Here is a 14,691-nt window from a genome sequence, read left to right as displayed (position 1 = left end):
AGTGATTGCTGCAGTTAGAGTTGTTTTACCGTGGTCAACGTGGCCGATTGTACCTACGTTTACGTGCGGTTTTACGCGTTCAAACTTTTCTTTTGCCATTTTCAAATTTCCTATAAAGAAATTAAAGTCCAGCCCTAAGACCGGACCGAACTAAAATTACTTAACAGCGCGAGCTGCAATTATTGCATCAGCTACGTTTTTAGCCGCTTCAGCATACTTTAGGAATTCCATAGAGTATGATGCGCGCCCTTGTGTAGCGGAGCGTAAGTCTGTTGCATAACCAAACATTTCAGAAAGCGGTACCTGAGCATTAATTTGCTTCGAGCCACCAAATGCTTCTTCCATGCCTTCAATTATGCCACGACGACGGTTTAAGTCGCCTACTACATCACCCATGTTTTCTTCAGGGGTGATTACTTCTACTTTCATGACAGGCTCAAGTAGAACCGGACTTGCTTCAAGCGCGCCCTTTCTAAAGCCCATCGAACCTGCGATCTTAAACGCCATCTCGTTTGAGTCAACATCGTGGAACGAGCCATCAAACAGAGTAGCTTTAACACCCAATAGCGGATAACCGGCAAGAACACCTTGCTTCATCTGCTCTTGAATACCTTTATCAACCGCTGGGATATACTCTTTTGGTACTGTACCACCTACGATTTCGTTAACGAATTCGTATATTGGCGCATCATCATCAGAGACATCCATTGGTTCTAGCTTCAACCAAACGTGACCATATTGACCACGACCACCAGATTGGCGCACAAACTTACCTTCAGCTTCAACAGAAGCTCGGATAGTTTCGCGGTATGCAACCTGAGGCTTACCAACGTTACACACAACGTTAAACTCACGCTTCATCCGATCGACAATGATATCTAAGTGAAGTTCACCCATACCAGAGATAATCGTCTGACCCGATTCTTCGTCCGTTTCTACACGGAATGAAGGATCTTCTGCTGCAAGTTTACCAAGCGCAACGCCCATTTTTTCTTGGTCAGCTACTGTTTTAGGTTCTACTGCGACCGAGATTACAGGCTCAGGAAACTCCATACGCTCTAACGTAATTGGCGCTTCTTGAGCACAAAGTGTATCACCAGTAGTTACATCTTTTAGGCCGATAGCAGCCGCGATGTCACCCGCATGAACTTCTTTAATCTCTTCACGCGAGTTTGAGTGCATTTGAACAATACGTCCAAAACGCTCTTTTTTACCTTTAACAGGATTTAGTACCGAATCACCTTGGCTAACTTTACCAGAGTAAACTCGGAAGAAAGTAAGTGTACCAACGAATGGATCGGTTGCGATCTTAAATGCAAGCGCCGCAAACGGTGCATTATCGTCAGCTTCACGCGTATCTTCGGTTTCGTCTTCTAAGACACCTTGGATAGCTTTTACTTCAGTAGGCGAAGGCATGAATTCAATCACAGCGTCAAGCACAGCCTGAACACCTTTGTTCTTGAATGCACTACCTGTCGTCATTGGCACAATTTCATTGGCCAATGTGCGTTGGCGAAGGGCTGATTTAATCTCTTCTTCGCTCAACTCACCATCTTCAAGATATTTTTCCATTAGCTCTTCAGAAGCTTCTGCAGCGCTCTCAATTAGATGAGAACGCCATTCTTCAGCAAGCTCAAGAAGATCTGCAGGGACCTCTTCATAGTTGAAAGTCATTCCCTGGTCTTCTTCATTCCAGTTAATCGCTTTCATCTTGATAAGGTCAATAACACCTTTAAATTCATCTTCAGCACCAATTGGTAGCTGAATAGGCACAGGTGTAGCACCGAGACGTTTTTTAACTTGTTCAACAACAGACAAGAAATTAGCCCCCGTACGATCCATCTTATTGACGAAAATCATACGTGGTACTTCGTATTTGTTTGCCTGACGCCAAACGGTCTCAGTTTGCGGTTGCACACCTGATGAAGCACATAACACAACAACAGCACCATCAAGTACGCGCAATGATCGCTCTACTTCGATAGTAAAATCTACGTGTCCTGGAGTATCGATGATGTTTACACGATGCTCATCAAACTGAGCATCCATCCCTTTCCAGAAACACGTCGTTGCAGCAGAAGTGATCGTGATACCACGCTCTTGCTCCTGCTCCATCCAGTCCATAGTTGCAGCACCGTCGTGTACCTCACCAATCTTATGAGAAAGACCAGTATAGAAAAGTACGCGCTCGGTCGTAGTTGTTTTACCCGCATCTACGTGAGCACATATACCAATGTTACGGTAGCGCTCAATCGGAGTTGTCCGTGCCATAATATCCTCTTAAAGGGTGTTAGCAGATTACCAACGGTAGTGAGCGAATGCTTTGTTCGCTTCAGCCATACGGTGAACGTCTTCACGTTTCTTAACCGCAGTGCCTTTGTTTTCAGCAGCGTCGATCATCTCTTGAGCAAGACGAAGACCCATTGATTTTTCGCCACGCTTACGTGCAGCTTCAACCAACCAACGCATACCTAGTGCGTTACGACGCACTGGACGTACTTCAACTGGTACTTGGTACGTTGAACCACCAACACGGCGAGATTTAACCTCTACCTGTGGGCGAACGTTATCAAGTGCAGATTCAAAGATTTCTAGGTGCGACTTGCCTGATTTTTCAGCAGCCACGTCTAGCGCACCATATACGATTTTTTCAGCAGTAGATTTCTTGCCGTCAAGCATTACTACGTTAACGAATTTAGCAAGAAGCTCTGATCCGAACTTCGGATCTGGAAGAATTTTACGTTGACCTATTACGCGTCTTCTAGGCATTTTCTTTCTCCGGTATCTTCAGGTCCGTGCTAAACACGGATTCCCAAAACAATATATAAAAATTTAAAACTTAAGTGCTTGGCCTTACTAACGGAGAACCATTAGCCCTTAGGACGTTTTGCACCGTACTTAGAACGAGCCTGTCTACGGTCGTTTACGCCTGCACAGTCAAGTGCACCACGAACAGTGTGGAAACGCACACCTGGTAAGTCTTTAACACGACCACCACGGATTAGGATTACACTGTGCTCTTGTAGGTTGTGACCTTCACCACCAATGTATGAAGTTACTTCGAAACCGTTAGTTAAACGTACACGCGCTACTTTACGTAATGCAGAGTTTGGTTTCTTAGGTGTTGTTGTATATACACGAGTACATACACCACGCTTTTGTGGACAAGCTTTAAGAGCAGCTGAGTTGCTCTTTGTAACCTTGCTACGACGTGGCTTACGCACTAGCTGGTTAATAGTTGCCATTAAATAGCTCCTGAATTAATAAATTACTACTGAAAAATAAAATCTTACCATTTAGGTCAAATCCAATTTTCTTGAACGACTAAAATGGGTGGCCGAATTTTAATGACCAAAGTTTAACCTGTCAACCAAAAGTCGTCATCAGCGCTAAGTAAATGCATGCAATTCGGATGGTTTTGTCTGCGAAGCTATTGAAAGTTAACAAAAGTTGACGATTGCATTGAAAAACCTTTGTTGCAGTATACATATTGATGTGACGCTTTGATGGCAATTCGACCAGCGAGTTGAAAAGGCATAAAAAAACCGCTGCATTCACACAGCGGTTTTTCAATTAATTAGCTAAATGGCGAGTATTACTCGTTGCCACCTAGTAAATCAGCGTTTAGTGCGTCTGTTAGCGCTTGAGTTGCCTCTTCAGCACTTACTGTTTGCTCTTCAACAGCTGCTTCACCTTGCTTACGACGGTTGATGCGCTCTTCATGGTATGCGAAACCTGTACCCGCAGGGATCAAACGACCCACGATTACGTTTTCTTTCAAACCACGTAGCTCATCGCTCTTACCGTTAACCGCAGCTTCGGTTAGAACACGTGTTGTTTCCTGGAACGATGCCGCAGAAATAAACGATTCAGTCGCAAGTGACGCTTTAGTAATACCCATTAGTTGGATTTCAAACTTAGCTGGGATCTTACCTTGCATTTCTAGTTCACGGTTAGCGATGTTTACACGTGCAACTTCAGCTTGCTCGCCTACTAGGAACTCACTGTCACCACCATCAAGGATGATACACTTACGAAGCATCTGACGAACGATAGTCTCAATGTGCTTATCGTTAATCTTTACACCCTGTAGGCGGTATACTTCTTGTACTTCGTTAGTGATGTAGTTAGATACATCAGTAACACCACGTAGACGTAGGATGTCGTGCGGAGACTCTGGACCATCGGCGATTACTTCACCTTTAGCCACTTGCTCACCTTCGAACACGTTAAGCTGACGCCATTTCGGGATCATCTCTTCGTATGCATCACCCTCTTCCGGTGTGATTACAAGACGTTTCTTACCTTTGGTCTCTTTACCGAAGCTAACGGTACCTGTGATTTCTGCAAGAATTGCAGGATCTTTTGGCTTACGCGCTTCGAATAGGTCAGCAACTCGAGGTAGACCACCCGTGATGTCACGAGTCTTCGAACCTTCTTGTGGAATACGAGCCAGTACCGAACCAGGTAGTACTGTTGCACCATCTGTGATTTCAATCGTTGTGAATGAAGGTAGACGGATCTCTTGAAGACCACGTTCTTCGTTCTCAATGATTAGTTTAGGCTCTTTCGCGTTTACTTTCGCAAGATCCTTAACAACCACACGTGTTAGACCAGTTAATTCATCAGTCTGTGCTTCAGTGTTTGAATCATCAATATCGCTGAACGATACTTTTGACTCATGTTCAATGATGATTGGGTGACTATGCGGGTCCCAAGTAGCAACGATATCGTTACCTTTAACGTCAGCACCATCTTGTACAGTTAATACTGCACCGTAAGGAACTTTATAACGCTCTTTCTCACGACCGTGCTCATCGATTATCGTGATCTCAGTTGAACGAGACGTGATAACGATTTTGCCATCAGCATTGATTACAAACTTAGCATTGTGAAGTTTCAGATTACCATTGTTCTTAACTTGAACACTGTTCTCTGCAGAAGCTCGTGATGCCGCACCACCGATGTGGAATGTACGCATCGTAAGCTGTGTACCCGGCTCACCGATTGACTGTGCCGCGATTACACCAACTGCTTCACCAGGGTTGATGATGTGGCCACGTGCCAAGTCACGACCATAACAGTGTGCACACACACCAAAGTCGTTTTGACAGGTGATTACAGAACGTACTTTAACTTCGTCTACTGAGTGCTCTTCTAGAAGGTCACACAGTTTTTCGTCAATCATTACGTTACGTTCAACCAGTACTTCTGTTGTACCAGGCTTAACCACGTCTTCAGCAACAACACGACCTAGTACACGCTCACGAAGCGGCTCTACAACGTCACCACCTTCAATTAGCGGCTTCATTACTAGACCTTCTTCGGTACCACAGTCTGATTCATTGATAACCAAATCTTGTGCTACGTCTACTAGACGACGAGTTAGGTAACCCGAGTTCGCTGTCTTAAGTGCCGTATCCGCTAGACCCTTACGCGCACCGTGCGTCGAGATAAAGTACTGTAGTACGTTTAGACCTTCACGGAAGTTCGCTGTAATTGGCGTTTCGATGATTGAACCATCTGGACGTGCCATTAGACCACGCATACCCGCTAGCTGACGGATCTGAGCAGCACTACCACGAGCGCCAGAGTCTGCCATCATAAACACTGAGTTAAATGACGGTTGCTCTTCTTCGTTGCCTTCAGCGTTGATGACCGTTTCTTTTGAAAGGTTAGCCATCATCTCGCGAGAAAGGTTTTCGTTTACACGTGACCAGATATCGATAACTTTGTTGTATTTCTCACCGGCAGTTACAAGACCTGATTGGAACTGTTGGTTGATTTCTGCAACTTCAGCTTCCGCACGATCGATGATCTCACCTTTAGTTGGTGGGATTACCATGTCATTGATACCGATAGAAACACCTGATTTCATCGCGTAGTGGAAACCGGTATACATCACTTGGTCAGCAAAGATAACAGTATCTTTAAGGCCTAGACGACGGTAACACTCGTTAAGAAGACCAGAAATTTGTTTCTTACCTAGTGGTTTGTTGATCAGTTCAAACGGCAAGCCTTCAGGGATATTCAATGAAAGGATTGCACGACCTACTGTCGTATCTACTAGGTGAGTTAACGTGCCGCGCTCACGTGTTTCTTCGTCGATAGTCACTTCTGTGATACGCACTTTAACACGAGCGTGAAGCTCAGCTGCACCTACACGGTATGCTTTTTCTGCTTCTTTAGCATCTTTAAATACAGTGCCTTCACCTTTACCGTTGATACGATCGCGAGTCATGTAGTAAAGACCTAGTACAACGTCCTGTGAGGGAACGATGATTGGTTCACCGTTAGCTGGTGCTAGGATGTTGTTGGTAGACATCATCAATGCACGCGCTTCCAACTGCGCTTCAAGCGTCAGTGGTACGTGAACAGCCATTTGGTCACCATCGAAGTCAGCGTTATACGCCGCACACACTAGCGGGTGCAGGTGAATCGCTTTACCTTCGATAAGTACAGGTTCGAATGCTTGGATACCTAGACGGTGAAGTGTTGGCGCACGGTTAAGTAAAACCGGGTGCTCACGGATAACTTCGTCTAGTACGTCCCAAACTTCTGGTACTTCACGCTCAACCATCTTCTTCGCAGCTTTGATGGTTGTCGCCATACCACGGCGCTCTAGTTTACCGTAGATAAATGGCTTGAATAGCTCAAGTGCCATCTTCTTAGGTAGACCACACTGATGTAGTTTCAGCGTAGGACCAACGGTGATAACAGAACGGCCTGAGTAGTCAACACGCTTACCTAGAAGGTTTTGACGGAAACGACCTTGCTTACCTTTGATCATGTCAGCAAGCGACTTCAGTGGACGCTTGTTAGAACCCGTAATTGCACGGCCACGACGACCATTATCAAGTAGCGCATCAACCGCTTCTTGAAGCATACGCTTTTCGTTACGTACGATGATGTCTGGTGCAGCTAGGTCTAGAAGACGCTTCAAACGGTTGTTACGGTTGATCACACGACGGTAAAGGTCGTTCAGATCTGAAGTCGCAAAACGACCGCCGTCTAGTGGTACTAGAGGACGTAGATCTGGTGGAAGAACCGGTAGCACGCTCATTACCATCCACTCAGGGTTGTTACCTGATTGGTGGAACGCTTCCATTAGTTTAAGACGCTTAGTGATTTTCTTACGCTTAGTTTCAGAGTTGATTGTTGGCAACTCTTCACGCATTTCAGCGATTAACTGACCAAGGTCTAGGTCACGAAGTAGATCAAGTACAGCTTCTGCACCCATCTTCGCTTCAAACTCATCACCGTGCTCTTCAAGTGCATCTAGGTATTCTTCTTCACCTAGTAGTTGACCGCGCTCAAGCGTAGTCATACCTGGCTCAGTTACCACGAATGATTCGAAATAAAGTACGCGCTCGATATCACGAAGCGTCATATCTAGCATTAGGCCGATACGTGACGGAAGTGATTTCAAGAACCAAATATGCGCAACTGGGCTAGCCAGCTCGATGTGACCCATACGGTCACGACGTACTTTTGTTAGCGTTACTTCAACGCCACACTTTTCACAGATAACACCACGGTGCTTCAAGCGCTTGTATTTACCACACAAACACTCGTAATCTTTTACTGGGCCGAAGATACGGGCACAGAATAAGCCATCACGCTCAGGCTTGAAAGTACGGTAGTTGATTGTCTCAGGTTTCTTTACTTCACCGTAAGACCATGAACGCACCATGTCTGGCGAAGCAAGACCAATGCGAATTGCATCGAATTCTTCGGTCTTATTTTGTTGCTTCAGAAACTTAAGTAAGTCTTTCACCTTAGCTCTCCTGTCGGAGGTTAATCTTGAGGGCAAGCCACGCTCACCCCTACATTCTTTTCAGTCCGGTTGCAGTTATGCAACGCCGCAGCGCACTGCGGCGGTCGGATTAAATTTCTTCCAACTCGATGTTGATACCTAGCGAGCGGATTTCTTTCAACAGTACGTTGAACGACTCAGGCATACCCGGTTCCATCTTGTGGTTACCGTCTACGATGTTCTTATACATCTTAGTACGACCGTTAACGTCATCCGACTTCACTGTCAACATTTCTTGTAGCGTGTAGGCAGCACCGTATGCTTCTAGTGCCCATACCTCCATCTCACCGAAACGCTGACCACCGAACTGTGCCTTACCACCCAGCGGCTGCTGAGTAACTAGGCTGTAAGAACCTGTTGAACGCGCGTGCATCTTGTCATCAACAAGGTGGTTCAGTTTCAGCATGTACATGTAGCCTACTGTTACTTGACGCTCAAATGCATCACCAGTACGACCATCATATAACGTTACCTGACCACTTCTTGGATAACCACCAAGCTCTAGCATGTCTTTGATTTCAGCTTCACGTGCACCATCAAATGCTGGTGTTGCGATTGGAAGACCACCTTTAAGGTTATCTGCCAAGCGACGGATTTCATCATCAGAGAAGTTAGCAATATCTACTTTCTGACGGCAGTCACCGATTTCGTAAGCTTTTTTGATGAATTCGCGTAGCTCGTGAATTTCACGTTGCTCTTTCATCATTTCTTCAAGACGTTCACCGATACCACGAGCAGCTAGACCCATGTGAGTTTCTAGGATCTGACCGATGTTCATACGAGATGGTACACCCAGCGGGTTAAGTACGATATCTACAGTACGACCTTTATCATCGTAAGGCATGTCTTCAACAGGAACGATAGTTGAGATTACACCCTTGTTACCGTGACGACCCGCCATCTTATCACCAGGTTGGATACGACGTTTAACAGCTAGGTATACTTTAACAATCTTAAGTACGCCAGGCGCTAGGTCATCACCTTGAGTGATCTTACGACGCTTGTTCTCGAAACGCTTATCGTAGTCAGCTTTAAGCTCGTCATACTGTGCAGCTAGTTGCTCAAGCTCTGCTTGGTGCTCTTCATCAGCAAGACTTTGCGTTAGTAGCTTCTCAGTGTTAAAGCCAGCAAGCTGCTCTTCACTCATACCTGATTTAATCAGTAGGTTACGAGCGTGAGTCAGGATACCGCCTTCAAGGATTCTGAACTCTTCGTTGAAGTCTTTCTTCGCTTCGCGAAGCTGCATATCTTCAACTTCTAGTGCACGTTTGTCTTTTTCAACACCGTCACGCGTAAACACTTGTACGTCGATAACCGTACCAGATACAGAGTTTGGTACACGTAGTGAGCTGTCTTTAACGTCAGACGCTTTTTCACCGAAGATAGCGCGTAGTAGCTTTTCTTCAGGTGTTAGCTGCGTTTCACCTTTAGGCGTTACTTTACCTACAAGGATGTCGCCGCCTTTCACTTCAGCACCGATATATACAACGCCTGATTCGTCAAGCTTACCTAGTGCAGATTCACCTACGTTTGGAATATCCGCAGTGATTTCTTCTGGACCAAGCTTAGTATCACGAGCAATACACTGAAGCTCTTGAATGTGGATAGTCGTTAGACGATCTTCTTTTACAACATTCTCTGAAAGTAGGATTGAATCCTCGAAGTTGTAACCATTCCAAGGCATGAACGCTACACGTAGGTTCTGACCAAGTGCTAAATCACCTAGGTCTGTTGAAGGACCATCAGCAAGCACGTCACCACGTACCACCGGCTCACCAACCATACAAGTTGGTTTCTGGTTGATACAAGTGTTTTGGTTTGAACGTGTGTACTTAGTTAAGTTATAGATGTCGATGCCCGCTTCACCTTGGATGCGCTCATCTTCATTAACGTTAACAACAATACGGCTTGCATCAGCATACTTAACGATACCGCCACGCTTAGCAACGATTGTTACACCAGAGTCTTTCGCTAGTGTACGCTCAATACCAGTACCAACTAGCGGCTTATCAGCACGTAGTGTAGGTACAGCTTGACGTTGCATGTTCGATCCCATCAATGCGCGGTTCGCGTCATCGTGTTCTAGGAATGGGATAAGCGCTGCAGCCACAGAGATTACCTGCTGTGGAGATACGTCCATATACTGGATGCTGTCGCTTGGCATAAAGGTTGATTCACCTTTAAAACGACATGGAATCAATTCTTCAGCAAATTGGTTGTCATCGGTTAGCGTTGTATTCGCCTGTGCGATAACGAACTGACCTTCTTCAATTGCTGATAGGTAATCAACATCGTCAGTAACGATACCGTCTACTACTTTGCGGTATGGAGTCTCTAAGAAACCATAGTCGTTTGTACGCGCGTAAGTAGATAGCGAGTTGATTAGACCGATGTTTGGACCTTCAGGCGTTTCGATAGGACAAACACGACCGTAGTGCGTTACGTGTACGTCACGTACTTCGAAGCCAGCACGCTCACGAGTTAGACCACCCGGACCTAATGCAGAAATACGACGCTTGTGCGTTACTTCTGAAAGCGGGTTGTTCTGGTCCATAAACTGTGAAAGCTGTGAAGAACCAAAGAATTCTTTTACTGCTGCAGAGATTGGCTTAGCGTTGATCAAATCCTGTGGCATAACGTTATCTAGGTCACCAAGACTTAGACGCTCACGTACCGCACGCTCAACACGTACAAGACCTACACGGAATTGGTTTTCAGCCATTTCACCTACAGAACGGATACGACGGTTACCTAAGTGGTCGATATCATCAACATCGCCTTTACCGTTACGGATGTCGATCAATACCTTCATCACGCTCACGATATCTTCTTTAGATAGCGTACCGTCACCTTCGTCTGAATCATAACCAACACGGCTATTGAACTTCATACGACCAACGGTTGAAAGGTCGTAGCGCTCTTCAGAGAAGAATAGGTTATCAAATAACGCTTCTGCAGCTTCTTTTGTTGGTGGCTCACCAGGGCGCATCATGCGATAGATTTCTACCAATGCTTCTAGGCGATTGTTAGTAGAATCAACACGTAATGTCTCTGACATGTACGCACCGCTGTCTACTTCGTTGATGTAAAGCGTATCGATCTTTGAGTGACCTGCCTTCACCAATTCAGCCATAAGCTCTAGTGATAGTTCAGAGTTCGCTTCTGCAATCACTTCGCCTGTTGATTCGTCGATATAGTTTTTAGCAACAACACGACCGATGATGTACTCATGCGGTACTTCAAGAGTGTCGATGCCTTGCTTTTCGATGCTCTTAATGTGGCGTGCAGTAATACGACGGCCTTTTTCAACCAATACGTCACCGTTTGCATCTTTAATATCAAATGCAGCGGTTTCACCACGTAGGCGTGAAGGCACAAGTTCCATCAACACTTTGCCATCTTTTACTTCGAAACTTGTCGTTTCAAAAAATAGTGCCAAGATTTCGTCTGAAGTGAACTCTAGCGCACGTAAGATGATAGATGCTGGTAGTTTACGGCGACGGTCAATACGAACGTAAAGGTTATCTTTAACGTCGAATTCAAAGTCAAGCCATGAACCACGGTAAGGGATCACACGTGCGTTATATAACACTTTACCAGATGAGTGTGATTTACCACGGTCGTTATCAAAGAATACACCAGGTGAACGGTGTAGCTGAGAAACGATAACACGCTCAGTACCATTGATTACAAAAGTACCGGTGTCTGTCATGAGCGGGATTTCGCCCATGTAAACTTCTTGCTCTTTTATGTCTTTGACTGTGCCAGGTGCATCTTTGTCCATTAGCACAAGACGTAGTTTAACGCGAAGTGGAGCAGAATATGTCACACCGCGAATTTGACATTCTTTAACGTCAAATACTGGCTCGCCAATACGATAACTGACGTATTGAAGTTCAGAGTTGCCCGAGTAGCTCTTGATAGGGAATACAGAACGGAAAGCAGCTTCCAATCCAGTATCGCCATCGGCATCAGGCGCAATGAACTTATCGAACGATTCCAACTGCATTTGCAGTAGGAAAGGTATGTCCAAAACCTGTGGACGTTTACCAAAATCCTTACGGATACGTTTCTTTTCAGAATAAGAGTAAGCCATGGGGTTCCTCAGCTTGCTGATCTTTGACCCAACCTGTCCAAAATTGAACAGACTTCACTGGCATCTAAGCCATGATAACAACATCTAAATTGTCACACTAACTTGCTTAACTAACGGCTTAAATGAGCACAATTCAGGCTATATTCAAATCGTTAATGCCATCAAATCAGTGTTACTTCAAATGCCATTGCGATTTTCAACAAAAACTTCTAAGTTATTGAAAATTACAGTGAAATTCGAAGATTTATGCACGATAGAAATGCATATCTCTATAGCGCAAAAGGGCCGGTGATTAAATAATCACCAGCCCTTGCCTGATTTCTCAGGCAGCGAACCTAGCGGGAGCTAGATTACTTGATCTCAACTTCAGCACCAGCTTCTTCAAGATCTTTCTTAAGCGCTTCAGCTTCTTCCTTAGATACACCTTCTTTGATAGGTGCAGGAGCAGACTCAACTAGCGCTTTAGCTTCTTTAAGGCCTAGACCTGTTGCGCCACGTACCGCTTTGATTGCAGCAACTTTGTTACCGCCAGCAGCAGCTAGGATTACGTCGAACTCAGTCTTTTCTTCAGCAGCTTCAGCAGGACCAGCAGCAACAACAGCAGCAGCTGCAGTTACACCGAACTTCTCTTCCATAGCTTCTACTAGTTCAACAACTTCCATTACTGACATTTCAGCAATAGCGTCAAGGATTTGGTCTTTAGTTACAGACATTTCAAATTTCCTAATTATTTACGAACCCATGCGGTTCAAAAAATTTATTAAAGAAAGGAGCGTTGCTTAAATTAAGCAGCTTGCTCAGCTTTCTGTACACGTACCGCTTCAATTGTTTTACACAATTTGCCAGCAGACGCTTCTTTCATAGCGCTCATTAAGCGTGCAACAGCTTCGTCGTAAGTAGGTAGCTTAGCAAGCATATCTACGTCAACGATTTTGCCTTCGAATGCAGCAGTTTTAAGCTCAAATGCTTCGTTCTTTTTCGCGAAATCTGCAAAGATACGCGCAGCAGCACCAGGGTGCTCTGAAGAGAAAGCGATTAGGCTTGGACCAACTAGTGATTCATTTAGGCATTCGTAATCAGTGCCTTCAACCGCACGTCTAGCTAGGGTGTTACGAACAACTTTCATCCATACACCAGCTTCACGAGCTTCTTTACGAAGAGCAGTGATTGCACCTACTGTTACACCACGAGAATCAGCAACAACTGCTGAAAGAGCACCTTTGGCAGCTTCGTTGACTTCAGCAACAATTGCTTTTTTGTCTTGAAGATTTAAAGCCATGGGTGTTACTCCTGGTTTATAGAAAAACAAACATGTTTTTCAGTTCTACTCTACCCTGCTAAAAACTTTAGCAGAGATGCTTTTTACGGCGAGAGCCAGAAGATTAGGAAAATCTAGCTGGGATTCACACCGTCTACGTAGGACGATTAAGGCCGAAGCCACCTACGGTCTTGGACGGAAGCGCAATTTATCGATTCATTGTAGACCATGATGGAAACAATTTTCGAAATTATACGCTTCAACCCGAATTCTTTGCTTTGTAAAGAAGCACACTTCTCTACAAAATGGCGCAAAATTATAGTCTAATTTTTACGCCATGTAAACGCTAAACTCTAAATTATACTACTTGAGTATTTAGAGTAGCTTGGTCTAAAGCAACACCAGCACCCATCGTAGTAGAGATGCTTACTTTCTTCACGAAAGTACCTTTTGCAGTAGAAGGCTTAGCCTTCTTAAGCGCGATGATTAGCGCTTCAAGGTTTTCTTGAAGTTGGTTAGCGTCAAAGTCTACTTTACCGATAGTAGTGTGGATGATACCGTTCTTATCGTTACGGTAACGAACCTGACCAGCTTTAGCGTTCTTAACAGCTTCTGCAACGTTAGGCGTTACAGTACCTGTCTTAGGGTTAGGCATAAGACCACGTGGACCTAGGATTTGACCTAGCTGACCAACAACGCGCATTGCATCTGGAGAAGCAACAACAACGTCAAAGTTCATTTCGCCTTTCTTAACTTGCTCTGCAAGGTCTTCCATACCTACTAAATCAGCACCAGCTTCTTTAGCAGCGTCAGCATTTGCACCTTGAGTGAATACCGCTACGCGTACATCACGACCAGTACCGTGAGGTAGTACAGTTGCACCACGTACGTTTTGGTCAGATTTACGAGCATCAATACCTAGGTTTACAGCAACGTCAACACTTTCAACGAACTTAGCAGTAGCAAGTTCTTTTAGAAGAGCAACAGCTTCGTTGATTTCGTACTCTTTAGTCGCATCCACTTTCTCGCGAATAGTACGCATACGCTTAGTTAATTTAGCCATTCTCAATTACTCCTCTACGTTCAAGCCCATTGCACGTGCAGAACCTGCAATCGTGCGTACAGCTGCGTCCATATCAGCAGCAGTAAGATCTGGACGTTTCGTCTCAACGATCTCTTCAAGTTGAGCACGAGTAACTGTACCAACTTTTTCAGTGTTAGGACGACCAGAACCAGACTTGATACCAGCAGCCTTCTTAAGAAGGTAAGCCGCAGGTGGAGTCTTCATTTCAAAAGTGAAAGAACGGTCACTGTAAACAGAAATAACAACAGGAACAGGTGCGCCTTTTTCGATAGACTCTGTACGTGCGTTGAACGCTTTACAGAATTCCATGATGTTTACACCGTGTTGACCTAGTGCAGGACCTACTGGAGGACTAGGGTTAGCCATACCAGCAGCAACTTGTAGCTTGATTAGAGCTTCAACTTTCTTAGCCATGATAATACCTCAATTGTGGGTCT

The 14,691-nt window shown here is 44.9% G+C and carries 10 protein-coding genes; all 10 read right to left on the bottom strand.

Annotated features, from left to right (window positions below; all coding sequences use genetic code 11):
- Positions 1-99: GTP-binding protein (locus MHN32_RS08630; RefSeq protein ID WP_238322767.1), on the bottom strand; the 99-nt coding region annotated here is incomplete at its 3' end.
- 57 nt (positions 100-156) lie between these two features.
- On the bottom strand, positions 157-2,271 hold the full coding sequence (gene fusA / locus MHN32_RS08625) for an elongation factor G (RefSeq protein ID WP_095729060.1): 2,115 nt from the start codon (positions 2,269-2,271) through the stop codon (positions 157-159).
- A 27-nt stretch (positions 2,272-2,298) separates the two neighbouring features.
- A complete protein-coding gene (rpsG, locus tag MHN32_RS08620) occupies positions 2,299-2,769 on the bottom strand; it encodes a 30S ribosomal protein S7 (RefSeq protein WP_010376219.1) in 471 nt (156 codons plus the stop codon).
- Between the two features lie 101 nt (positions 2,770-2,870).
- Complete coding sequence (gene rpsL / locus MHN32_RS08615; RefSeq protein ID WP_010367657.1) at positions 2,871-3,245, bottom strand: 30S ribosomal protein S12; 375 nt, start codon at positions 3,243-3,245, stop codon at positions 2,871-2,873.
- Positions 3,246-3,595: 350 nt separating this feature from the next.
- Entirely contained in the window at positions 3,596-7,777 is a 4,182-nt protein-coding gene (gene rpoC / locus MHN32_RS08610) for a DNA-directed RNA polymerase subunit beta' (protein ID WP_039494556.1), read from the bottom strand.
- 109 nt (positions 7,778-7,886) lie between these two features.
- Positions 7,887-11,912 carry a DNA-directed RNA polymerase subunit beta gene (rpoB, locus tag MHN32_RS08605; protein WP_102055954.1) on the bottom strand — a complete coding sequence of 1,342 codons (4,026 nt, stop codon included), beginning with the start codon at positions 11,910-11,912 and terminating at the stop codon, positions 7,887-7,889.
- Positions 11,913-12,262: 350 nt separating this feature from the next.
- Complete coding sequence (gene rplL, locus MHN32_RS08600) at positions 12,263-12,625, bottom strand: 50S ribosomal protein L7/L12 (RefSeq protein ID WP_070982798.1); 363 nt, start codon at positions 12,623-12,625, stop codon at positions 12,263-12,265.
- Positions 12,626-12,696: 71 nt separating this feature from the next.
- Positions 12,697-13,191, bottom strand: coding sequence for a 50S ribosomal protein L10 (rplJ, locus tag MHN32_RS08595; protein ID WP_010376227.1), 495 nt, complete (start codon positions 13,189-13,191; stop codon positions 12,697-12,699).
- Positions 13,192-13,528: 337 nt separating this feature from the next.
- Positions 13,529-14,233: a 50S ribosomal protein L1 gene (gene rplA, locus MHN32_RS08590; protein WP_239421512.1), complete on the bottom strand. Its 705-nt coding sequence runs from the start codon at positions 14,231-14,233 to the stop codon at positions 13,529-13,531.
- 6 nt (positions 14,234-14,239) lie between these two features.
- The gene (gene rplK / locus MHN32_RS08585) at positions 14,240-14,668 is read right to left on the bottom strand and encodes a 50S ribosomal protein L11 (RefSeq protein ID WP_010376229.1); all 429 of its coding nucleotides are present in this window, start codon (positions 14,666-14,668) and stop codon (positions 14,240-14,242) included.
- Between the last annotated feature and the right edge of the window lie 23 nt (positions 14,669-14,691).

Source organism: Pseudoalteromonas sp. Of11M-6 (assembly GCF_022347905.1).
Lineage (GTDB): Bacteria > Pseudomonadota > Gammaproteobacteria > Enterobacterales > Alteromonadaceae > Pseudoalteromonas.
The sequence above is the reverse complement of the archived record's forward strand: the minus strand, read 5'-3'. Positions and strand labels throughout refer to the sequence as shown.